The organism is Pukyongiella litopenaei (assembly GCF_003008555.2).
Lineage (GTDB): Bacteria > Pseudomonadota > Alphaproteobacteria > Rhodobacterales > Rhodobacteraceae > Pukyongiella > Pukyongiella litopenaei.
The window spans coordinates 2,049,387-2,069,993 of record NZ_CP027665.1 but is presented as its reverse complement, the minus strand read 5'-3'; the positions used below and the strand labels follow the sequence as shown (position 1 = coordinate 2,069,993).

Here is a 20,607-nt window from a genome sequence, read left to right as displayed (position 1 = left end):
ATGACACCGCCGGAGGCCCCACGGGATACGCCTCCGGCGGTTTTCTCGCGCCCGGACGCAACCGCGCCGGCGCCCGGCCTGGCCACCTTGCGCAAGCGCGCCGATTTCCTGCGCGCCGCCCGTGCCCGCCGCCAGTCGGCGGGGTCGATGATGCTGCAGGCCCGCCAGCGCCGCGACGGCGAAGCGGCCGGCATCCGCGTCGGGTTCACCTGTTCCAAAAAGGTCGGCAACGCGGTTGCCCGCAATCGCGCCAAGCGGCGCCTGCGCGAAGCGGCGCGCATCGTGCTGCCCGAACTGGGCCGCGACGGCTGGGATTATGTGCTGATCGGCCGCCGCGACGCGACCGCCGCACGCGGTTTCGACGATCTGCTGGACGACCTGCGCAAGGCCCTGCGCCGCATTCACGGAACCGCGCCATGACCCCGCTGGCGCATCTGGCGGCGCTGCCGGTCCGGGCCTACCGGCTGCTGCTGTCGCCCTGGGTCGGGTTCAACTGCCGCTATCAGCCCACCTGTTCGGCCTATGCGCTCGACGCGCTGGAAACCCATGGCGCGATCCGGGGCACGGCGCTGGCCGCACGGCGGATCGCGCGGTGCCACCCGTGGGGCGGGTCCGGCTATGACCCGGTGCCTGACCGCGAGGGCGAAACCGACGAGGTGCCGCCTCCGCGCGCCTGACCCGAGGTCAATAGCAATCTGTCACACGGCGTTTACAAGGCTGTCGTCTAACGCGCCGGGGCGGATTTTTCCGCGTCGTCAAAACCACTTGGCAGACCCCCGCCGCAACCGCTAGGCTGCTGGCGCAAGGAAAGGACTAGGGGAGGCAACCATGACCAACAAATTCGCATTCGCCACCGCGGCATCGGTGTTCGCGCTCAGCATGCTGGGCGCCACGGCGCAGGCGCAGACCGAAATCCAGTGGTGGCACGCCCATGGCGGCCGGCTGGGTGAGCTGGTGGACGAGATCGCCAAGGGCTTCAACGAAAGCCAGGGCGACTTCGTGGTGACGGCCACCCACAAGGGCAACTACTCGGAAACGCTGAATGCGGGCATCGCCGCCTTCCGCGCCGGCGAACAGCCGCACCTGCTGCAGGTGTTCGAGGTCGGCACCGCGACGATGATGGCCGCCAAGGGGGCGATCAAGCCGGTCTATGAGCTGATGGCCGAATCCGGCGCCGACTGGGACCCGGATGCCTATATCGGCGCGGTGAAGGGCTATTACACCACCACCGACGGCGAAATGCTGTCGATGCCGTTCAACTCGTCGACCCCGGTTCTGTGGGTCAACCGCGACGCGCTGACCGCGGCCGGGCTGGACCCGGACATGGATCTCGCCACCTGGGAACAGGTGGGCGAGGCGCTGGACAAGCTGAAAGAGGCCGGCAGCGAATGCCCGCTGACCACCGCCTGGCAGAGCTGGATCCACCTGGAAAACCTGTCCGCCTATCACAACGTGCCCTTCGCCACCCAGGAAAACGGCTTTGCCGGGCTGGACACCGAGCTGGCCTTCAACAGCCCGGTGCAGGTCAAGCATATCCAGACCATGGGTGACTGGGCCAGGGACGGCAAATTCTTCTACGCCGGCCGCCGCAACGAGGGCGGCGCCAATTTCCGCGGCGGCGAATGCGCGTTCTTCACCGAAAGCTCGGCCGGCTATGCCGGGATCAAGTCCGAGGCCAAGTTCGAGTTCGAAACCCGCCCGCTGCCCTATTGGGGCGACGTCGAGGGCGCGCCGCAGAACACCATCATCGGCGGCGCTTCGCTGTGGGTCATGGCGGGGCATGACGATGCCGAATACAAGGGCGTCGCGACCTTCCTGAACTACCTGTCCTCGGCCGAGGTGCAGGCCAAGTGGCACCAGGATACCGGTTACCTGCCGATCACCAAGGCCGCCGGAGAACTGACCCGCGAACAGGGGTTCTATGACGCCAATCCGGGCACCGACATCGCGGTGATCCAGATGACGACGAACGAACCGACCGCCAATTCGAAGGGCCTGCGCCTGGGCAGTTTCGACCAGATCCGCGGCATCATCGACGAGGAACTGGAAGCGGTCTGGGCTGGCGACAAGGACGCGCAGACGGCACTGGACAGCGCGGTGGAGCGCGGCAACCAGCTGCTGCGCCGCTTCGAACAAGCCAACAAGTAAGACCCCTGCCCCCGCCTGCCCGCGGGCGGGGGCATTTCCGCCGGGCATTGTTGTGAACCGGGCCCGGCGACCGGAGCGAGAGCATGGAGAAGCGTGTCACCTTCAAGGGCTGGCTGCTGCCGATCTGCCTGCTGATGCCGCAGGTGATCGTCACCGCCGTGTTCTTCTTCTATCCGGCCGGACAGGCGGTCTGGCAATCGCTGTTCATTCCCGACCCGTTCGGGCTGTCGTCGCAATTCGTCGGGCTGGGCAATTTCGAGTTTCTGCTCAGCGACCCCTATTACCGCGCCTCGTTCTGGACCACGGCGGTCTTTTCCGGGCTGGTCACGCTGGTGTCGATGGGGGCGGCGCTGTTCCTCGCCGTGCTGGCGGACCGGTTGATCAGGGGCTCGGGCACCTACCGCACCCTGCTGATCTGGCCCTACGCGGTCGCCCCCGCGATCGCCGGGGTGCTGTGGATGTTCATGTTCAGCACCCGCGTCGGCGTGGTGTCGTGGTATCTGGGCCTGCTGGGCTATGACTGGAACCATGTGCTGAACGACACCCAGGCGATGGGGCTGGTGGTGGTCGCGTCGAGCTGGGGCCGGATCAGCTACAATTTCCTGTTCTTCCTCGCCGGGCTGCAGGCGATCCCGCGTTCGGTGATCGAGGCCGCCGCGATCGACGGCGCCCGGTTCTGGACCCGGTTCCGCACCATCGTCTTTCCGCTGCTGTCGCCGACCACCTTTTTCCTGCTGGTGGTCAATATCGTCTATGCCTTCTTCGAGACCTTCGGCGTAATCCACACCATCACCTCGGGCGGGCCGCAGCAGGCGACGACGATCCTGGTCTACAAGGTCTATTCCGACGGGTTCGTCGGCCAGGACCTGGGATCATCGGCGGCGCAATCGGTGATCCTGCTGGTGGTGGTCGGTCTGCTGACCATCATCCAGTTCCGGTTCATCGAACGCAGGGTGCATTACTGATGGCGGCGCGGGACGGCATGGTCGAACGGCGCGGCGCGGGGCACTTGCTGTCGCATCTGGGGCTGATCATCGGCGTGCTGGTGATCTTCTTTCCGATCTGGCTGGCCTTTGTCGCCTCGACCGTGACCCAGCCCGAGATCGTCCAGCCGCCGATGCCGCTGCTGCCCGGAGACCGGTTCTGGGAGAACTACTCGCGCGCGCTGCTGTCGGGCGTCAACGCGCCGGTGGCGCAGATGCTGCTCAATTCGCTGATCATGGCGCTGGGCATCGCGCTGGGCAAGATCGCGATTTCGCTGCTGTCGGCCTTTGCCATCGTCTATTTCCGCTTTCCGGGCCGCAAGCTGTTCTTCTGGCTGATCTTCCTGACGCTGATGCTGCCGGTCGAGGTGCGCATCGTACCCACCTACGAGGTGGTCGCCGGCTTCGGCATGCTGAACAGCTATTCCGGGCTGATCTTTCCGCTGATCGCTTCGGCCACCGCGACATTCCTGTTCCGGCAGTTCTTCATGACGGTGCCGGACGAACTGGCCGAGGCCGCCCGCGTCGACGGCGCCCGTCCGATGCGGTTCTTCGTCGACATCCTGCTGCCGATGAGCCGCACCAACATCGCGGCCCTATTCGTGATCCTGTTCATCTATGGCTGGAACCAGTATCTCTGGCCGCTGCTGATCACCACCGATCCCTCGATGAACACCATCGTGATGGGTATCAACCAGATGATCCCCACCGGCGACGATTTCGGCGAATGGCCGATCATCATGGCCACCGCGATCCTGGCGATGCTGCCGCCGGTGGTGGTGGTGATCTCGATGCAGAAACTTTTCATCCGCGGCCTCGTGGACAGCGAGAAATAGAAAATGGCGACCCTGACCCTCGACAAGATCAAGAAATCATTCGGCGGAACCCAGGTCATCCACGGCGTCAGCATCGACGTGGCGGATGGTGAATTCATCGTCATCGTCGGTCCGTCCGGCTGCGGGAAATCGACGCTGCTGCGGATGGTGGCCGGGCTGGAAACGGTGTCGGCGGGCGATATCCGCATCGGCGGCAACCGCGTGAACGAAACCGAGCCGATGGATCGCGACATCGCGATGGTGTTCCAGAACTACGCGCTCTACCCGCATATGAGCGTGTTCGACAACATGGCCTACGGGCTGAAGATCGCCCGCGTGCCCAAGGCCGAGATCGCCGACCGCGTGGCCACGGCGGCAAAAATGCTGCAACTGTCGGACTATCTCGACCGGAAACCGCGCGCGCTGTCCGGCGGGCAGCGGCAGCGGGTCGCGATGGGCCGCGCCATCGTGCGCAAGCCCAGCGTTTTCCTGTTCGACGAACCGCTGTCCAATCTCGACGCCAAGCTGCGGGTGCAGATGCGGGTCGAGATCCGCGAATTGCAGCGGCAACTGGGTGTGACCGCGCTCTATGTGACCCACGACCAGGTCGAAGCGATGACCATGGCCGACCGGATGATCGTGATGAACGCGGGCGTGGCCGACCAGATCGGCGCCCCGGTCGAGGTCTATTCACGGCCCCGGACACGGTTCGTGGCCGGGTTCATCGGATCACCGGCGATGAATTTCATCCCCGCGGGGGTGCTGGGCCAGGGCGGCGGCGCGGCCGACAGTATCGGCATCCGCCCCGAACATGCCCGGCTGACCGGCGACGGCGACAGCGCGATGCTGGACGGCACGCTGACGCTGGCCGAACAACTGGGCGCGGAAACGCTGCTCTACCTGCGCCTGCCAACGGGCGATCTGTTCACCCTGCGCCAGGACGGCACCCTGCCGATCCCGGCCGAAGGCACCGGCTGCGGCGTGACCTGGGACGCGGCCAAGGCCCATGCGTTCGACACCGCGGGCCAGCGGGTCGACCCGGCCTGATACCGCTCTGGCCCGAAATCGACCCGGGCCGGTCCCCGTGCCGTGGTCAGTCGCGGATCGCGACCGCCGGTGCAATCACGTCGATCCCCAGCGCCTTGCCGACCGCGTAGTAGGTCAGCTTGCCGGCATGGACGTTCAACCCGGCCAGCAGGTGTTCGTCATCGGCACAGGCCTGTTTCCAGCCCTTGTCGGCCAGGGCCAGCAGGAACGGAAGCGTGGCGTTGCCCAGCGCGATGGTCGAGGTGCGCGCCACCGCGCCCGGCATGTTCGCCACGCAGTAATGCATGATCCCGTCGACATCGTAGATCGGATCCTGGTGGGTGGTGGGCCGCGAGGTTTCGAAACAGCCCCCCTGGTCGATGGCGACATCGACGAGCACCGATCCCGGCTTCATCGTCGCAAGCTGCGCGCGGGAAACCAGTTTCGGCGCCGCGGCGCCGGGGATCAGCACCGCGCCGATCACCATGTCCATCCTCGGCAACAGGTCCTCGACCGCGCCCTTGTCGGAGTATTGCGTCGTCAGCCGGCCCATGAACACGTCGTCGAGATAGGACAGGCGTGGCACGGACCGGTCCAGCACGGTGACATTGGCGCCCATGCCCACGGCGACGCGCGCAGCGGCGGTGCCGACCACGCCGCCGCCGATGATCGCCACGTTGGCAGGGCGCACGCCGGGCACGCCGCCCAGCAGCACTCCGCTGCCGCCATTCGCCTTCTGCAGCGCCCATGCCCCGCTCTGCGGGGCCAGGCGGCCGGCGACCTCGGACATCGGCGCCAGCAGCGGCAGCGTGCCGTTGCGGTCGGTTACCGTTTCATAGGCGATCGCGGTGCAGCCCGAGGCGAGCAGGTCGCGGGTCTGCTCCGGGTCGGGGGCCAGGTGCAGGTAGGTGAACAGCACCTGCCCCTCGCGCAGCATCTTGCGTTCCGGGGCCTGCGGTTCCTTCACCTTCACAATCATATCGGCGGCGGCAAAGATCTCGGCCGCCGTGTCGAGAATGGTGGCGCCGGCGGCGACGTAATCGGCATCGGCAAAGCCCGAGCCTGCCCCCGCGCCCGTCTGGATCAGCACCTCGTGGCCGCGGGCGGCGGCTTCCTGCGCGGCGGCGGGCGTCATGCCGACCCGGAACTCCTGCGGCTTGACTTCTGTGGGGCATCCGATCTTCATTGGCAGTCCTCCGGCTGTCTGGTGTTTTTCTGCTTACGTCAGGTCAGGCGGGAAATCCGACAAATTTTTTCTCGCACGGCCATGGGCGTTTGCGATAATCATCGAAAAATCGGCGTTTTTACGCAAGGGATTACCAATCGTGGATCTGGATGCGACGGATCGCAGGATATTGGCCGCATTGCAGCGGTCGGGGCGGATGTCGAACGCGGACCTGTCGGACAAGGTGAACTTGTCGCCTTCGGCCTGCCACCGGCGGGTGCAGCGGCTGGAGAAGGACGGCTATATCCGCGACTATGTGGCGTTGCTGGATGCGCGCAAGCTGGGCGTCCCGACCACGGTGTTTGTCGAGATCACGTTGCAGGGGCAGACCGACGAGGTTCTCGACGCCTTTGAAAAGGCGGTGTCGCGGATCCCCGACGTGCTGGAATGCCACCTGATGGCGGGGTCCGCGGATTACATTCTCAAGGTGGTGGCCGAGAACACCGACGATTTCGCCCGTATCCATCGCCAGTATCTCGCACGGCTGCCGGGGGTGGCGCAGATGCAGTCGAGCTTTGCCCTGCGCACGGTGTTCAGGACGACGGCGCTGCCGGTCTGACCCGCGCCCGGTTGCGGGACGGATCGAAATGCGCGATCCCTGTGGCCGGGGCGGAGAGGACCGGGCATGGATTGGGATCACATCATCGTCGGGGCGGGCAGCGCGGGCTGCGTGCTGGCCAAGCGGCTGGCCGATGCGGGCCGCAGGGTGCTGCTGCTGGAGGCGGGCGGGCGCGACAATTACCACTGGGTGCATATCCCGATCGGGTATCTCTATTGCATCGGCAACCCGCGCACCGACTGGATGTTCCGCACCGCGCCCGAAGCCGGGCTGAACGGGCGGTCGCTGATCTATCCGCGGGGCAAGGTGCTGGGCGGCTGTTCGTCGATCAACGGGATGCTCTACCTGCGCGGACAGGCCGCCGATTATGACGGCTGGCGGCAGATGGGGCTGACCGGCTGGGGCTGGGACGACGTGCTGCCCTGTTTCAAACGCTCCGAGGATTATGTCGACGGCGCGTCGGAGCTGCATGGCGCGGGGGGCGAATGGCGGGTCGAGAACCAGCGGCTGCGCTGGGAGGTGCTGGACCGCTGGGCCGAGGCGGCGCAGGCCTGGGGGCTGCCCGCGACCACCGATTTCAACACCGGCGACAACGAAGGCGTGGGCTATTTCCGGGTCAATCAGCGGCGCGGATGGCGCATGAACACGGCCCGGGCGTTCCTGCGCACCGTCACCGGCAAGGGGCTGAAGGTCGAGACCCGGGCCCATACCCGCCGGGTGCTGATCGAGGCCGGGCGCGCGGTTGGCGTCGAATATGAACAGGGCGGCAGGGTGCGGACCGCGCGCGCGGCGGGTGACGTGATCCTGTCGGCGGGCGCGATCGGCAGCCCGCAGATCCTGCAACTGTCGGGGCTGGGGCCGGGGGCGCTGCTGCAACGCCACGGGATCGAGGTCTTGCGCGACATCCCCGGCGTGGGCGCGAACCTGCAGGACCACCTGCAGCTGCGCTGCGCCTGGCGCCTGACCGGGGCAAAAACGCTGAACACGCTGGCCGCGTCGATCTGGGGCAAGGCGCGGATCGGGCTGGAATACGCGGTGAACCGTTCCGGCCCGATGTCGATGGCGCCCAGCCAGATGGGGGCGTTTTCGAAATCGCGGCCCGATCTCGAAACCCCGGACCTGGAATACCATGTGCAGCCGCTGTCGCTGGAGGCCTTCGGCCAGCCGCTGCATGATTTCCCCGCGATCACCGCCAGCGTCTGCAACCTGCGCCCCGAAAGCCGCGGCGTGGTCGAGATCACCTCGCCCGATCCGGGCGCGGCGCCGCGGATCGCGCCGAACTACCTGTCGACGCCGGGCGACCGCGCGGTGGCGGTGGCGGCGATCCGGCAGGCGCGCGCGATCATGGCGCAGGCGCCGATGCAGGGTTACGCCCCCGAGGAGATCAAGCCCGGCCCCGAGGCCGATGACGCCGGGAGCCTCGCCCGCGCGGCGGGCGATATCGGCACCACCATCTTCCATCCCACCTGCACGGTGCGGATGGGACCGGGAGACGACGCGCCGCTGGACGCGGCGCTGCGGCTGCGCGGCGTCGCCGGGCTGCGGGTGGCGGATGCCAGCGCGATGCCCGCGATCACCAGCGGCAACACCAATTCCCCCACGATCATGATCGCCGAAAAGGCCGCCGGGATGATCCTGAGCGAAAGCCGTTGATTATGTGCTAGACTGGCCGCGCGTCTCTTCGAGGGAGGACGAGATGACCGAGATCGGGCAAAGCCATCCCAACGCGGCGCAGCGGGATTACTGGAACTCGGACGAGGGTCTGAAATGGGTCGAGTTCGAGGGCGAGCTCGACCAACTGCTGCAACGGGTCAATGACAGGCTGCTGCGCCTGTCCGACCCGGCGCCGGACGAACAGGTTCTCGATATCGGCTGCGGCACCGGCGCCACGGCGCGGGATCTTGCCGAGCGGCTGAACGGTGGCGGCGCGGTGCTGGCCGCGGATATCTCGGCGCAGCTGCTGAAACGGGCCCGCAAGCGCGGCGGCGGCGTGACCTATGTGCTGGCGGATGCCCAGTGCCATGATTTCGGGGCGGATCGTTTCGATCTGGCGGTGTCGCGATTCGGCACCATGTTCTTCAACGAACCGATCCTGGCGTTCCGCAACATCCATCGGTCGCTGAAGAGCGGCGGGCGGCTGCACATGGCCTGCTGGGGCGGGATGGCCGAAAACCCGTGGTTCGCGGTTCCGGGCAAGCAGGCGTCGAAGCTGCTCGGCGTGGCCCGGTCCGCCTGGGACGGGGCCGAACCGGGGCCGGTCGCCTTTGCCGATGCGGACCGGGTGGTGGCGATGCTCGAACAGGCCGGGTTCGACGATGTGTCGGCGACGCGCGAAACCGTGGGGCTGGTGCATCCCGGTCCGCCGCAGGCGCTGGCCCGGCTGGCGGCCCGGCTCGGCCCGGTGGACCGCATCCTGCGCATGGCCGGCGGCGGCGATGCCGAGCTGACGGTGATCGAGGCACGCATCGCCAATGCCTTCCGCCGCTATGCCACGCCGCACGGGGTGCACCTGCCGGCACGCCTGAATTTCTTTGCCGCGACCCGGCGCTGACGGGTCGGCGGGCGGTTTCATTCACGGTTTCATTCAGCGGGCGCCTTCGGCGCGCCGGATGTCTCGCCGCCCGGCCTGCGGCCGGGTGGCTCGGGATGCCTCCGGCGGGGATATTTGAAGCAAGAGGAAGGGGGGCCGAAAATGACAAACCCCCGAAGCGGGAGCCCGGGGGTCGTCGAACCTGTCGTGTCGCAATGACGACGGCCGTGGTGGAAGCGGAGGTTAAAGCAGACCTTCGCGCTGTGCCTTTTTCCGCGCCAGTTTGCGGGCACGGCGGATCGCCTCGGCCTTTTCACGCGCCTTTTTCTCGGACGGTTTCTCGAAATGTTGCCGGAGCTTCATCTCGCGGAACACGCCTTCGCGTTGCAGTTTCTTCTTCAACGCGCGCAGCGCCTGATCGACATTGTTGTCGCGAACACTCACCTGCATGTGGTTGTCACCACCTTTCTGGTCTAGAGTTGCAAGGAATTGCAGGAAATGGCCGTATAGCAAGCCGCTGCCGCCCTGTCCAGTGTTCCGTTCCACCGCGAGGAGGCCCCGAGAATGACCGCCGATCCGACCGATCCGAAGGAAAAGCTGCTGGATGCGGCGCTGTGTCATGTGCCGATCGACGGCTGGACCGAGGCCGCGTTCCGGGCCGCGATCGCCGATCTGGGCATGGAGCCGGGACTGGCCCGCGCGCTGTGCCCGCGCGGTGCGGTGGATCTCGCGTTGGCGGCCCATGCGCGCGGCGATGCGGCCATGCTGAAGCGGATCGGCGAGGCCGATCTGAAAGCGATGCGGTTTCGCGACCGGATCGCTGCCGCGGTGCGGTTCCGGCTGGAGGAGGCGGGCGACGTGGAGGTGGTGCGCCGGGCGGTCACGCTGTTCGCGTTGCCGCAACATGCCGCCGATGGCGCGCGGGCGATCTGGACCACCTGCGACGCGATCTGGACCGCGCTGGGCGATAGCTCGCAGGACGGCAACTGGTATTCCAAACGGGCGATCCTGTCCGGGGTCTATTCCTCGACCCTGCTCTACTGGCTGGGTGACGGGTCGCCCGGGCGCCAGGCGACCTGGGCGTTTCTCGACCGGCGGATCGACAACGTGATGCAGTTCGAGAAGCTCAAGGGGTTCATGCGCGGCAACCCGTTGCTGAAGCCGCTGGCGGCGGGACCGGACTGGATGATGGGCCAGATCAAGGCGCCATCGGCCCGGCGCGGACGGGGATTGCCGGGCACGACCATGCCGCGGCGCTGATCCGCGCGGCGCGGGGGCGGCGGCCGTGATCGACCAAATCGCCGCTCGGGTTGCGGAGGTCCTGCCGCGCTATGGCGCGACGCTCTGGGCGCTGGCCCGGCATCCCGTGATCGAGGTCGTGCCGCGCAGCCGCGCGGGCACCGGCGTCTGGGACGCGGTCCTGTTCTGGTCGGTGTCGGTGGCGATTTTCCTGATGACCCGCTACATCGCCTTCAGTTCCGGCAGCGATTTCGCCCTGTTCTTCGTCGCGCGCGGGATCGCCAGCATCGTGCAGCTCCTGTTGGTGTCGCTGGTCTTTTTCCAGGTCTGGCGGCTGTTTGGCACCCGTCGCCCGCTGGGCAGTTTCATCATCGCCACCGCCTGCATCCACGGGGTGGTGCTGCCGATCGAGGCGGTGGTGTCGCTGGGTTCGGTCGGGATCGCGCGGATCATCGACGAGGACCTGTTCCGGATGATGGTAAACTCGTTCAACGGCTGCGGACAGGTCATGTCTTTGGGCAAGATGCAGGGCAGCCTGCAGGCCGCGTTCGACGACGATATGTCCCGGCAGCTGTGGCTGAGCCTGGCCTACATGCTGGCGACCTTGCCGTTGCTGGCTGTGCTGGCCGTCTATGGCGTGGCCTATCTGCGGGTGCTGCTGCGGCTGGCGGCTGCCGGGTGGTGGCGGCGGGCGGCGATGATCCTGCTGGGATGCGCGGTAACGCTGGCCGGGCTGAGCTATGTCGCGATCATTGACCTGACGCTGTTTCACGATCAAAGCCTGTGCCTCGGCCCCGCTGACGACTGATCGCGTCCGGGCAATCGGGGGTGGCGGGCGGCGGCCATTCCGCTAGGGTGCGGCGCAGGTCAGGAACGCAGCGGGAGCATACCGGCGATGGGCAAGATGATGCGGGCGGTGGAAATATCGAAACCCGGCGGGCCGGAGGTGTTGACGCCGGTCGAGCGGCCGATGCCCGAGCCGGGTCACGGCCAGGTGGTGATCCGGGTGGCCTGGGCCGGGGTCAACCGTCCCGACGCGCTGCAACGGGCCGGCGCCTACGACCCGCCGCCCGGGGCCAGCGACCTGCCGGGGCTGGAGGCTTCGGGCGAGATCGCGGCGCTGGGCGACGGGGTCGAGGGGTTCGCAATCGGCGATCGGGTCTGCGCCCTGCTGCCCGGCGGCGGCTATGCGGAACATGTGGCGACCCCCGCCGCCCATTGCCTGCCGGTGCCGCGGGGAATGGGGCTGCGCGAGGCGGCCTGCCTGCCCGAGACATTTTTCACGGTCTGGTCCAACGTGTTCATGCGCGGCGGCCTGAAGGCCGGTGAACGGTTCCTGGTGCATGGCGGCTCGAGCGGGATCGGGACCACCGCGATCCAGCTGGCCAATGCCTTTGGCGCCCGGGTATTCGCCACCGCCGGATCGGCCGGGAAATGCGCCGCCTGCTCGCGGCTCGGGGCCGAACGGGCGATCAACTACCGCGACGAGGATTTCGTCGAGATCCTGCGCGCCGAGGGCGGGGCGGACCTGATCCTGGACATGGTCGGCGGCGATTACATCCCGCGCAACATCCGGGCGCTGGCCGATGACGGGCGGCTGGTGCAGATCGCGTTCCTGACCGGGCCCAAGGTCGAGTTGAACTTTGCCCAGATCATGGTGCGGCGGCTGACCGTGACCGGCAGCACCCTGCGGCCGCAGAGCGACCTGGCCAAGGCGCGTATCGCCGATGACCTGCGCGAGCGGGTCTGGCCGCTGCTCGAGGCCGGGCGGGTGGCGCCGGTGATGGACAGCGAATTTGACCTGGCCGATGCAGCGGCGGCCCATGCGCGCATGGAAGGGTCGGGCCATATCGGCAAGATCGTTCTCAGGGTCGCGGGCGGCTGACGCTCAGCTGATCGCGCGGCGGTAGAAATGCCAGCTGGCATGGCCCAGGACCGGCAGCGCCACGATCAGCCCCAGCAGCAGCGGCAACGTGCCGATCACCAGCGCGGCGGCGACGATCGCCCCCCAGGCCAGCACCTCGCGCGGGTTCTGCCGGGTGACCCGGATCGAGGTGATCACCGCCACGGGCACCCCCACATGGCGGTCCAGCAGCAGCGGGAAGGACACCACGCTCATCGCCAGCGCCACCAGCGCAAAGACGAACCCGACCGCCACGCCGAGGATGATCATCGTCCAGCCGGCGCCGGTGGTGAGCACGTCCGAGAGAAAGGCGGGCAGCGACACCGGCGGCTCCGGCCCCAGCGTGACCGCATAGACCGCGTTGGCGCAGAGCATCCAGCCGATGAACAGCGCGGCCAGGTATATGCCCAGAACCACGACCGCCCCGAAGGAGGGCGACCTGATCACGTCGAAGGCGGCCAGCCAGTTCACGTCTTCGCCGGCTTCGCGGCGGCGGCTGATCTCGTAGAGCCCCACCGCGGCCACGGGGCCGAGAATGGCAAAGCCCGCCATCAGCGGGAACAGCAGCGGCAGCAGGTTCATGTGCAGGCCGAAACCCATCAGCACCAGCCCGGCGATCGGATAGATCAGGATCGCGGTGACCGCGTCGGCGCGACAGGCCAGGAAATCGCTCCAGCCGGCACGCAGCGCGGCGCGGATATCCCCCATCGTCAGGTCGTTGATGACCGGATCGGCTGCGGTTCCGTCGCCGCCGATCTCGGCGGTGGTCGCCGCGATATGATCGCCGGTCGCGCCCAGTTGCTGCGCGGTCCAGGTCAGCGGGTTTCCGATTGTCTTGGCCATGTTCCCTTCTCCTCTGGCGTTGGCGCGCCACGGGGACAGGTCCGGCCCGCGCCGCCAGAGGGCCGGACCGGCCGGCAACGCAGGGGCAGTCTAGCAGAAAAAAACCCGCCTGTCCGTCACGGATTCGGGAGCCGCGCTATGGACTTGCGCCCGCAGCCGGGCATGATCGGCGCGACGGGCGGAAGGGCGGCCCAAAAGGAGATCGACGATGAAAACACTTGTCAATCTGGCGGCGGCGCTGGTCCTGGGGGCCGGCGCGGCGGGGGCGCAGGAACTGATCGACCGCGGCATGGTCCACGGCTGGAACGTGATGGTGGACCCGGCCTATGGCAATGGCTGCCTGATCCAGGCGCCGTTCGAGGAAAATGCCGTCGTCCGCATCGGCTATGACGTGACCGGCAATCGCGGATACCTGGTGATCTTCGATCCCGACTGGGGCGACATCAGGGAAGGCGAGACCCGGAACGTCACCTTCGAACTGGACGGTGACAGGTTCGACGCGGTGGCGACCGGATTGCGGCTGCACCATGTGCCCGGCGCGGGGCTGTTCTTCAACGACCGCAACTTCATCCACGATATCGCGGCGCGGTCCTCGATGGTGGTCTATGACGGCGCGGGCAAGCCTGTGATCGGGTTCAGCCTGGACGGCACCGCCAAGGCGCTGGATTATGCGCGCAAATGCCAGGATGAAATGGGCTGGGGCGGCTGATCCGCTCAGCGCACCGGCGGCAGCAGCGCATCCTTGCGGGTGCAGTCCCGCGCCACGTCGCGGCCGCAGGGAACCGGGTCGAGATCGCGTGACAGGCAGAGCCGCGCCTCGTGGATATAGCCATCGCGGCAGGTGATCGTGATCATGTCCGGCTCCCATCCGGGATTGGCCTGCAGGAACGCCTCTTCGACCACCGAGGCCGGCAGCCTGACGGTCCGGTCCAGCCTGCGCAGCACCTCGGGCCGGTTGACCTGTCCATAGGCCCGGCGCGCCAGCGCGTAATAGTCGGTGGCGGACAGCCCGGCACAGGTGCCGTGTTTCTTCCACTGGTGCCAGGCCAGCCCGGCGGTGCCCATGATATCGGCCATCGCGGCGGTCATGGCCCGCGACGGCGGCGCCTTGGCGGTCCGGCAGAAGGACGGGTAGCCGCGATGATATTGCGGCCACAGCCCGTGCAGAACCCAGCCGTGATCGTGGCGCGGGTCGCATTGATCCGACCGGCGCGCATCGCCTTCGCGGGCACACCAGCCGGGTGACCAGCTCAGCGACAGCACATAATAGTCGAATTCCCCGGCCCGTTCGCCATCGGCGAAAACCGGCGCGGCGGCGACCGCCAAGGCTGCAAACAGGGCTGCAAACAGGGCGGCAAGCAGGGCGGTGATATGCTGCATTGGCTCTTTCCTTATTCCGTGGCCGCGACTATATAGGCGCCAAGTTCCCCGACAACGGAAACCCGCCCGGAGACGTTTCCGGGCCGCCTGTCCCGGCAGGCGACGGGGAAGATACGCGCAAGGAGAAGACAAAATGGCCAAACTGCTCCATCCCAAGGCAACCGCCGTCTGGCTGGTGGACAACACCACGATCAGCTTCAAGCAGATCGCCGATTTCGTGGACATGCACGAGCTCGAGGTGCAGGGTATCGCGGATGGCGATGTGGCCCAGGGGGTCAAGGGGTTCGACCCGGTCGCCAACAACCAGCTGACGCAGGACGACATCGACGCCGCGCAGTCCGATCCGCTGTATCGGCTGAAGCTCAAGTTCAACCCCGCCGCGCGCGACGAGGAAAAACGCCGCGGACCGCGCTATACGCCGCTGTCGAAACGCCAGGACCGCCCGAATTCGATCCTGTGGCTGGTCAAGTTCCACCCGGAACTGGCGGATGCCCAGATCGCGCGGCTGGTCGGCACCACCAAGCCGACGATCCAGTCGATCCGCGAACGCACCCACTGGAACATCGCCAACATGCAGCCGATCGACCCGGTGGCGCTGGGCCTGTGCAAGCAGTCCGAACTGGATGCCGCCGTGCAGAAGGCCGCCGCCAAGAAGGCCGCCGAGGGCGAAGTGATGAGCGACGACGAACGCCGCAAGCTGGTCAGCACCGAACAGTCGCTGGACATGCCGGCCGAACCCAAGATCCCCACCGCGATCGAGGGGCTCGAGACCTTTTCGCTGTCCGACCCGCGGGGCGACGAGGATGATGACGACGGCGACAGCGATCCGATCGTCGATGCGGACAGTTTCTTCAACCTGCCGGCGGGCGGCGGCGACGATGAGGACGAGGACGACCAGCCCCGCGGCTGATCGCCTGTCCGGTTCCGTTGCAATGCCCGGCCCCGTGCCGGGCATGTCTTTTTCGGCCCCGGCGCTGCGCGGTGTTTCCCGCCGGGCCGTCAGTGGAAATCGCGGCTGGGAAACAGTTTCTTGGCCTGTTCGCGGGGGTGGCGGGCACGGGACGGAGTGCTGGACGGGGTGCTGGGCGGGCGCGGGGCATCGTCCGCCGCGGGCCGGGTGATGCCGACCATTTCGTCCATCGGGTGGCCAAGTTCGCCGAGGCGGTGGGACAGGTCCTCGACCCGCTCCGCGATCAGGTGGACGACGATGCCCTCGCGCTGCAACGGGCCGGTCACGCGCAAGAGCCGCCCGCCCATGACCGCGCGGCGAAAACGTTCATAGACCCCGCGCCAGACCACCACGTTGCTGACCCCGGTTTCATCCTCCAGCGTCAGAAAGATCACGCCCGAGGCGGTGCCGGGCCGCTGCCGGGTGATCACCAGCCCGCAGACGCTGGTGCGGCGCAGCGGCACGTCGGGCAGGTTCGCATGTGGCGTCAGCCCGGGGATCGCCGGGCGCAGCAGTTCCATCGGATGCGCGCGCAGGCTGAGCCGCATGGAGACATAATCCTCGACCACCTCTTCGCCGAGATGCATGGCCGGCAGTTGCGGTTCGGGTTCGCGGATGCTCTCGCCGTCGATCGGATCGCTGAACAGGGGCAACGGCATCTGCCCGCGGATCGCCTTGACCTGCCACAGCGCGTCCCGGCGGGTCAGCCCCATATCGGCAAACGCATCCGCCTCGGCCAGCCGTTCCAGGACCGGCGGCGCCACGCCGGCCCGATGCCACAGCGCCTCGGGGTCGCGATACCCGTTGCCGCGCGCCGCGGCGATCCACTCCGCATCCTCCTGTTTGAACCCCTTGATCTGGCGGAACCCGAGCCGCAGCGCCAGCGCCCCGTCGGCACGGCGCTCCAGCGTGTTGTCCCACAGGCTGTGATTGACACAGATCGGGCGCAGCTCGACCTGGTGTTCGCGGGCATCGCGGACAATCTGGGCCGGCGCATAGAACCCCATCGGCTGGGAATTCAGCAGCGCGCAGGCAAAGATCGCCGGGTGGTGGCATTTCAGCCAGGCCGAAACATAGGCCAGCATGGCAAAGGCGGCGGCGTGGCTTTCGGGGAAACCGTAATCGGCAAAGCCCGAGATCTGGGAAAAGCACCGCTCGGCGATGTCCCGGGAATAGCCGTTTTCCAACATGCCGGCGATGAACCGGTCGCGATGCGCGTCGATGGTGCCCATGCGGCGGAACGCGGTCAGCGACCGCCGCAACCGGTCCGCTTCCTCGGCGGTATAGCCCGCCCCGACCACGGCGATCTGCATCGCCTGTTCCTGGAACAGCGGCACGCCGAGGGTCTTGCGCGTCACCTCGGCGAGCGCGGGACCGAAGGGTTCGGGAGCCTCGAGTTTCTGCCGCCGCCGTATATAGGGTTTCACGATGCCGCCCTGGATCGGGCCGGGCCGGACGATGGCGACCTCGATCACCAGATCGTAGAATGTCTGCGGCTTCATCCGGGGCAGGAAATTCATCTGCGCCCGGCTTTCGACCTGGAACACCCCGATGGCGTCGGCGCGCTGGAGCATGGCATAGGTCGCCCGGTCTTCCTGCGGGACCGATGCGATCGTGAGAACCTGCCGTTCATGGTCGCGCAGCAGGTCAAAGGCCTTGCGGATGCAGGTCAGCATGCCCAGCCCCAGCACATCGACCTTCAGGATGCCCAGCGTGTCGATATCGTCCTTGTCCCATTCGATCACGGTGCGGTTTTCCATCGCCGCATTCTCGATCGGGCACAGTTCGTCGAGCCGCCCCCTGGTGATGACGAAGCCGCCCACATGCTGTGACAGGTGGCGCGGAAAGCCGATGATCTCGCCGATCAGGCGGATGGTCTGGGCCAGCCGCCTGTCGGCAGGGTCGAGCCCCAGTTCGCGGATACGGTCGGGATCGGCGCCGCCATCCGACATGCCCCAGATCTGCCCCGAGAGGCTCGCCGTCACATCCTGGGACAGCCCCATCACCTTGCCCACCTCACGGATCGCCGCGCGCGACCGGAAATGGATCACCGTGGCGCAGAGCCCCGCGCGGTGGCGGCCGTATGTCTCATAGATATGCTGGATCACCTCCTCGCGGCGTTCATGTTCGAAATCCACGTCTATGTCCGGCGGTTCGCCCCGGTATTCGGATACGAACCGTTCGAAAACCATCGTGATGGTTTCGGGGCCGACATCGGTGATGCCCAGAAGATAGCACAGGATCGAATTCGCGGCAGACCCCCGGCCCTGGCACAGGATTCCCCTGGATTTCGCGAATGTCACGATGTCGTGGACGGTCAGGAAATAGGCCGGGAAACCGAGCTTTTTCACCAGCGCCAGTTCCTTGTCGATGGTGGCCAGCACCGTGTCGGGCGGCCCGTCCGGATAGCGCCGTTTCAACCCTTCCCGGGCCAGCCGCTCCAGCCGGGCCTGCGGCGCCTCGCCATCGGCGATCTCGTCGGGATATTCGTAGCTGAGTTCGCTCAGGCAGAAGCTGCACCTGGCGGCGATCTCCAGGCTGCGGCGGATGGCGGCGGGATGGTCGCGGAACAGGCGGGCCATGTCCGCCGCCCCCTTCAGGCGGCGTTCGGCATTGGGCAGGGCGCGGGTGCCAATGTCGTCGATGGTGACATGGTCGCGGATGCAGGTCAGCACATCGGCCAGCTGGCGGCGGCTGCCGCGATGCATCAGCACGTCGCCCACCGCCACCAGCGGCGCGGCCACCCGCTGGGCCAGTAGCGCGGCGCGCCGGAGCCGGGCCTGATCCGCGCCGTCATATCGCGGCGCGGCGCCCAGGAACACATGGCCGGGAAACCGCTGCACCGCCTGCCGCAGATGCGCCGCGACCGCCTGCGCGGGCGCGGCCCGTTGCGGCAGGGCAATCAGGATCATGCCCGCGCAACCGTTCAGCATGTCGGCCAGGTCGAGATGGCAGTCGCCCTTTTCCGCCCGCCGCTTGCCACGCGTCAGCAGCCGGACGAGGCGGGCATAGGCAGGGCGGCCCCGCGGCAGCGCGACCCAGTCGAGCGGGCTGTCACGCAACGCCAGCCGGCAGCCCACGATCAGCCGCGGCAGCCGGACCGCATCGGGGCGCGCAGCCGGGTGCGGATGACCGGCCCGGTGCCGCGCGCCATTGCCCATGCCGTCCCCGGACCGGGGGCTGGCGGCATCCTGAACGGCCTCTCGGGCGGCGTCCTTGAGCGTCTGCAGGGCCTTGTAGGCCCGCACCACCCCGGCCAGCGAATTCCGGTCGGTGACCGCAATCGCGTCGAGCCCCAGTTCGGCCGCCCGCATCATCATCTCTTCGGGATGCGAGGCGCCGGTCAGGAAGGTGAAATTGGTCGTCACGCACAGTTCGGCATAGCCGGGATCAGCGGGGGAACCCGCCTGCCGCTCAGCGGGCAACGCATCGGCCTGCCGGTGATCCCGGCCGCCCCCGGTCATGCGAATTCCCCCTGCACGAACCAGCCCGGATCCTGCGGCGTGTGGAACAGCCACAGCCGCCGGCCCTGCCGGGTCTCGACCTGCCAATAGTCGCGCAGCCCCCTGCGCCAGTTCTCGTCCTCCAGCCACCATTCGGGCGCGATGCGCTCCGGCCCGGTGGCCGCGGCGGCGGTCAGCGCCATGCCCCGCCAGCGGAACCGGTCCGGCGGGCGCGGGCCGGTTCCGGCGATGGGTTCGGGCGGGAACAGGCGCAGGGGACGGGGATGCCGGCCCACCCATCCCGTTTCCGCGCTGGTCCACGCCGCCGGGGCGATCAGGAAACTGCGCTCGGGGATATGGCTGTCGGCGGGCAGGAAACGGATGACGTTTTCCAGCCCGATCCGGGTGCCGATCCGGGTGATCAGGTCATCGAGACCATCGCTGCGCGCGGCCCCGGCATGGGTGGCCTGCCGGGCCGGCAGCGGCTCGACCCGCGTTGCCTCGAGCCGCAGCTGGTCGATGCCGTATCCGGCATCGACCTCGGCCACGCCGCGTTCGAACAGCGGCAGGATGCGGTGCGCATCCCGCAACGGGCGGGCCAGCCGCAGCTCGACCTGCTGGCTGGCCTGATCGACCCGGCGCAGGGTCAGCAGCAATTCGCGTGCGCCCGCCTCGCGATCCTCGAGCCGGGCGCAGAGCCGGGCCAGCAGCCGTTCGGTCCCGGCCATCACATCGGCGCTGTGCCCGATCGGTTCCGGCAGCGTCATCCGCACCGCGTGGCGCGGCGGGTCGGACCGGGGCGAGACCTGTTCCGGCCGGGCCCCCAGCGCCTGGTCCAGCCGCAGCAGCACCTCCGGGCCGACCCGGCGGGCAAGGGGCGCGCGCGGCGCGGCGGCCAGATCGGCGATGCTGCGCAGGCCGAGCCGCCCGAGGGTGGTGCAGGCATTGTCGCCGAGCCGCAGGGCCGCCACGGGCAGGGCCCCGATCCGTGCCGCCGCATCGCCCGGCGCGGCGATACCCTCGCCGAACCGCGCCAGCGCCCAGGCCGCGCCGCGGGTGTCGGCCAGCCCGGCGCGCACGGTCAGCCCCGACCGCGTCAGCCGCGCGCGCATGTCACCCAGCATCTCTGGCTCGCCGCCGAACAGATGCGCCGACCCGGTGATGTCCAGCACCAGCCCATCGGCGCCTTCGGGGCCGACCCAGGGGCAATAGCGTGTCGCCCAGCGCCGCAGGATACGCAGGAACCGCCGGTCGCCGCGCGGGTCGGCCGGGCGGCTTTGCAGCTCGGGGCAGAAGGCCCGCGCATCGGCATAGCCCATTCCCCGATGCAGCCCCGCCGCCTCGGCGACCGGGTTCAGACAATACAGCCGCTCGGTGTTGTTGTCGCGCAGGGTCAGCGCAAAGGGCGCCTCGACGGGCCGACCGCGCAACGCCCGTTCGCTGGCCAGCCTGGGAAACCACAATGAAACGATGCGCCGCCGCATACCGGTATCGCCACCCCAAATGTTCGCTATTTGTTCATGATACGACCCCGCCCCGGCAGAGTCGAGTCGGGACGCGGGAC

The 20,607-nt window shown here is 68.0% G+C and carries 20 protein-coding genes; 14 read left to right on the top strand and 6 right to left on the bottom strand.

What is annotated here, in order from left to right:
• From rnpA to ugpC, 6 genes are all read left to right on the top strand, one after another.
• Window positions 1-420: a ribonuclease P protein component gene (gene rnpA / locus C6Y53_RS10300; protein ID WP_106472354.1), complete on the top strand. Its 420-nt coding sequence runs from the start codon at window positions 1-3 to the stop codon at window positions 418-420.
• On the top strand, window positions 417-677 hold the full coding sequence (gene yidD / locus C6Y53_RS10295; RefSeq protein ID WP_106472353.1) for a membrane protein insertion efficiency factor YidD: 261 nt from the start codon (window positions 417-419) through the stop codon (window positions 675-677). Before rnpA ends, yidD begins: the two co-directional genes overlap by 4 nt.
• A gap of 202 nt (window positions 678-879) precedes the next feature.
• Window positions 880-2,148: a sn-glycerol-3-phosphate ABC transporter substrate-binding protein UgpB gene (gene ugpB, locus C6Y53_RS10290; protein ID WP_244615006.1), complete on the top strand. Its 1,269-nt coding sequence runs from the start codon at window positions 880-882 to the stop codon at window positions 2,146-2,148.
• A gap of 83 nt (window positions 2,149-2,231) precedes the next feature.
• Window positions 2,232-3,113, top strand: coding sequence for a sn-glycerol-3-phosphate ABC transporter permease UgpA (ugpA, locus tag C6Y53_RS10285; protein ID WP_106472351.1), 882 nt, complete (start codon window positions 2,232-2,234; stop codon window positions 3,111-3,113).
• Window positions 3,114-3,130: 17 nt separating this feature from the next.
• Window positions 3,131-3,967: a sn-glycerol-3-phosphate ABC transporter permease UgpE gene (gene ugpE, locus C6Y53_RS10280; protein WP_106474042.1), complete on the top strand. Its 837-nt coding sequence runs from the start codon at window positions 3,131-3,133 to the stop codon at window positions 3,965-3,967.
• Between the two features lie 3 nt (window positions 3,968-3,970).
• The gene (gene ugpC / locus C6Y53_RS10275) at window positions 3,971-4,993 is read left to right on the top strand and encodes a sn-glycerol-3-phosphate ABC transporter ATP-binding protein UgpC (protein ID WP_106472350.1); all 1,023 of its coding nucleotides are present in this window, start codon (window positions 3,971-3,973) and stop codon (window positions 4,991-4,993) included.
• Between the two features lie 46 nt (window positions 4,994-5,039).
• Here the strand turns inward: ugpC and ald are convergent, their stop codons facing one another.
• Window positions 5,040-6,158: an alanine dehydrogenase gene (gene ald / locus C6Y53_RS10270; RefSeq protein WP_106472349.1), complete on the bottom strand. Its 1,119-nt coding sequence runs from the start codon at window positions 6,156-6,158 to the stop codon at window positions 5,040-5,042.
• A gap of 139 nt (window positions 6,159-6,297) precedes the next feature.
• Between ald and C6Y53_RS10265 the strand changes: the two genes are divergently transcribed.
• The 3 genes from C6Y53_RS10265 (at window position 6,298) to C6Y53_RS10255 (ending at window position 9,307) form a co-directional block, all read left to right on the top strand.
• Window positions 6,298-6,756 carry an Lrp/AsnC family transcriptional regulator gene (locus tag C6Y53_RS10265; RefSeq protein WP_106472348.1) on the top strand — a complete coding sequence of 153 codons (459 nt, stop codon included), beginning with the start codon at window positions 6,298-6,300 and terminating at the stop codon, window positions 6,754-6,756.
• Window positions 6,757-6,822: 66 nt separating this feature from the next.
• Window positions 6,823-8,409, top strand: a complete 1,587-nt coding sequence (locus tag C6Y53_RS10260) for a GMC family oxidoreductase (protein ID WP_106472347.1) — start codon at window positions 6,823-6,825, stop codon at window positions 8,407-8,409.
• 43 nt (window positions 8,410-8,452) lie between these two features.
• Window positions 8,453-9,307 (top strand): class I SAM-dependent methyltransferase, encoded by an 855-nt coding sequence (locus tag C6Y53_RS10255; protein ID WP_106472346.1) that lies wholly within the window; start codon window positions 8,453-8,455, stop codon window positions 9,305-9,307.
• Between the two features lie 222 nt (window positions 9,308-9,529).
• On the opposite strand, the gene rpsU is transcribed toward C6Y53_RS10255, so the two are convergent.
• Entirely contained in the window at window positions 9,530-9,736 is a 207-nt protein-coding gene (gene rpsU / locus C6Y53_RS10250; RefSeq protein WP_007818122.1) for a 30S ribosomal protein S21, read from the bottom strand.
• 114 nt (window positions 9,737-9,850) lie between these two features.
• Between rpsU and C6Y53_RS10245 the strand changes: the two genes are divergently transcribed.
• The 3 genes from C6Y53_RS10245 (at window position 9,851) to C6Y53_RS10235 (ending at window position 12,410) form a co-directional block, all read left to right on the top strand.
• Window positions 9,851-10,546 carry a COQ9 family protein gene (locus C6Y53_RS10245; protein ID WP_106472345.1) on the top strand — a complete coding sequence of 232 codons (696 nt, stop codon included), beginning with the start codon at window positions 9,851-9,853 and terminating at the stop codon, window positions 10,544-10,546.
• Window positions 10,547-10,571: 25 nt separating this feature from the next.
• The gene (locus tag C6Y53_RS10240) at window positions 10,572-11,333 is read left to right on the top strand and encodes a hypothetical protein (RefSeq protein WP_106472344.1); all 762 of its coding nucleotides are present in this window, start codon (window positions 10,572-10,574) and stop codon (window positions 11,331-11,333) included.
• Window positions 11,334-11,420: 87 nt separating this feature from the next.
• Complete coding sequence (locus C6Y53_RS10235) at window positions 11,421-12,410, top strand: NAD(P)H-quinone oxidoreductase (protein WP_106472343.1); 990 nt, start codon at window positions 11,421-11,423, stop codon at window positions 12,408-12,410.
• Between the two features lie 3 nt (window positions 12,411-12,413).
• Here C6Y53_RS10235 and C6Y53_RS10230 read toward each other — a convergent pair whose 3' ends face one another.
• Complete coding sequence (locus tag C6Y53_RS10230; protein WP_106472342.1) at window positions 12,414-13,271, bottom strand: DUF2189 domain-containing protein; 858 nt, start codon at window positions 13,269-13,271, stop codon at window positions 12,414-12,416.
• Between the two features lie 208 nt (window positions 13,272-13,479).
• Between C6Y53_RS10230 and C6Y53_RS10225 the strand changes: the two genes are divergently transcribed.
• Window positions 13,480-13,980 (top strand): hypothetical protein, encoded by a 501-nt coding sequence (locus C6Y53_RS10225; protein ID WP_106472341.1) that lies wholly within the window; start codon window positions 13,480-13,482, stop codon window positions 13,978-13,980.
• Between the two features lie 5 nt (window positions 13,981-13,985).
• On the opposite strand, the gene C6Y53_RS10220 is transcribed toward C6Y53_RS10225, so the two are convergent.
• On the bottom strand, window positions 13,986-14,651 hold the full coding sequence (locus tag C6Y53_RS10220) for a ribonuclease T2 family protein (RefSeq protein WP_106472340.1): 666 nt from the start codon (window positions 14,649-14,651) through the stop codon (window positions 13,986-13,988).
• 133 nt (window positions 14,652-14,784) lie between these two features.
• Between C6Y53_RS10220 and C6Y53_RS10215 the strand changes: the two genes are divergently transcribed.
• On the top strand, window positions 14,785-15,561 hold the full coding sequence (locus C6Y53_RS10215) for a DUF1013 domain-containing protein (protein ID WP_106472339.1): 777 nt from the start codon (window positions 14,785-14,787) through the stop codon (window positions 15,559-15,561).
• An 89-nt stretch (window positions 15,562-15,650) separates the two neighbouring features.
• Here the strand turns inward: C6Y53_RS10215 and C6Y53_RS10210 are convergent, their stop codons facing one another.
• Complete coding sequence (locus C6Y53_RS10210) at window positions 15,651-19,064, bottom strand: error-prone DNA polymerase (RefSeq protein WP_106472338.1); 3,414 nt, start codon at window positions 19,062-19,064, stop codon at window positions 15,651-15,653.
• On the bottom strand, window positions 19,061-20,527 hold the full coding sequence (locus tag C6Y53_RS10205; protein ID WP_106472337.1) for a Y-family DNA polymerase: 1,467 nt from the start codon (window positions 20,525-20,527) through the stop codon (window positions 19,061-19,063). The genes C6Y53_RS10210 and C6Y53_RS10205 overlap by 4 nt, the downstream gene beginning before the upstream one ends.
• Between the last annotated feature and the right edge of the window lie 80 nt (window positions 20,528-20,607).

Excerpts from the sequence above, each read along its gene's own strand:
- rnpA (WP_106472354.1), top strand. The coding sequence starts at position 1 with ATGACACCGCCGGAGGCCCCACGGGATACGCCTCCGGCGGTTTTCTCG.
- yidD (WP_106472353.1), top strand. The coding sequence starts at position 417 with ATGACCCCGCTGGCGCATCTGGCGGCGCTGCCGGTCCGGGCCTACCGG.
- ugpB (WP_244615006.1), top strand. The coding sequence starts at position 880 with ATGCTGGGCGCCACGGCGCAGGCGCAGACCGAAATCCAGTGGTGGCAC.
- ugpA (WP_106472351.1), top strand. The coding sequence starts at position 2,232 with ATGGAGAAGCGTGTCACCTTCAAGGGCTGGCTGCTGCCGATCTGCCTG.
- ugpE (WP_106474042.1), top strand. The coding sequence starts at position 3,131 with ATGGTCGAACGGCGCGGCGCGGGGCACTTGCTGTCGCATCTGGGGCTG.
- ugpC (WP_106472350.1), top strand. The coding sequence starts at position 3,971 with ATGGCGACCCTGACCCTCGACAAGATCAAGAAATCATTCGGCGGAACC.
- ald (WP_106472349.1), bottom strand. The coding sequence starts at position 6,158 with ATGAAGATCGGATGCCCCACAGAAGTCAAGCCGCAGGAGTTCCGGGTC.
- C6Y53_RS10260 (WP_106472347.1), top strand. The coding sequence starts at position 6,823 with ATGGATTGGGATCACATCATCGTCGGGGCGGGCAGCGCGGGCTGCGTG.
- C6Y53_RS10255 (WP_106472346.1), top strand. The coding sequence starts at position 8,453 with ATGACCGAGATCGGGCAAAGCCATCCCAACGCGGCGCAGCGGGATTAC.
- rpsU (WP_007818122.1), bottom strand. The coding sequence starts at position 9,736 with ATGCAGGTGAGTGTTCGCGACAACAATGTCGATCAGGCGCTGCGCGCG.
- C6Y53_RS10245 (WP_106472345.1), top strand. The coding sequence starts at position 9,851 with ATGACCGCCGATCCGACCGATCCGAAGGAAAAGCTGCTGGATGCGGCG.
- C6Y53_RS10235 (WP_106472343.1), top strand. The coding sequence starts at position 11,421 with ATGGGCAAGATGATGCGGGCGGTGGAAATATCGAAACCCGGCGGGCCG.
- C6Y53_RS10230 (WP_106472342.1), bottom strand. The coding sequence starts at position 13,271 with ATGGCCAAGACAATCGGAAACCCGCTGACCTGGACCGCGCAGCAACTG.
- C6Y53_RS10225 (WP_106472341.1), top strand. The coding sequence starts at position 13,480 with ATGAAAACACTTGTCAATCTGGCGGCGGCGCTGGTCCTGGGGGCCGGC.
- C6Y53_RS10220 (WP_106472340.1), bottom strand. The coding sequence starts at position 14,651 with ATGCAGCATATCACCGCCCTGCTTGCCGCCCTGTTTGCAGCCCTGTTT.
- C6Y53_RS10215 (WP_106472339.1), top strand. The coding sequence starts at position 14,785 with ATGGCCAAACTGCTCCATCCCAAGGCAACCGCCGTCTGGCTGGTGGAC.
- C6Y53_RS10210 (WP_106472338.1), bottom strand. The coding sequence starts at position 19,064 with ATGACCGGGGGCGGCCGGGATCACCGGCAGGCCGATGCGTTGCCCGCT.
- C6Y53_RS10205 (WP_106472337.1), bottom strand. The coding sequence starts at position 20,527 with ATGCGGCGGCGCATCGTTTCATTGTGGTTTCCCAGGCTGGCCAGCGAA.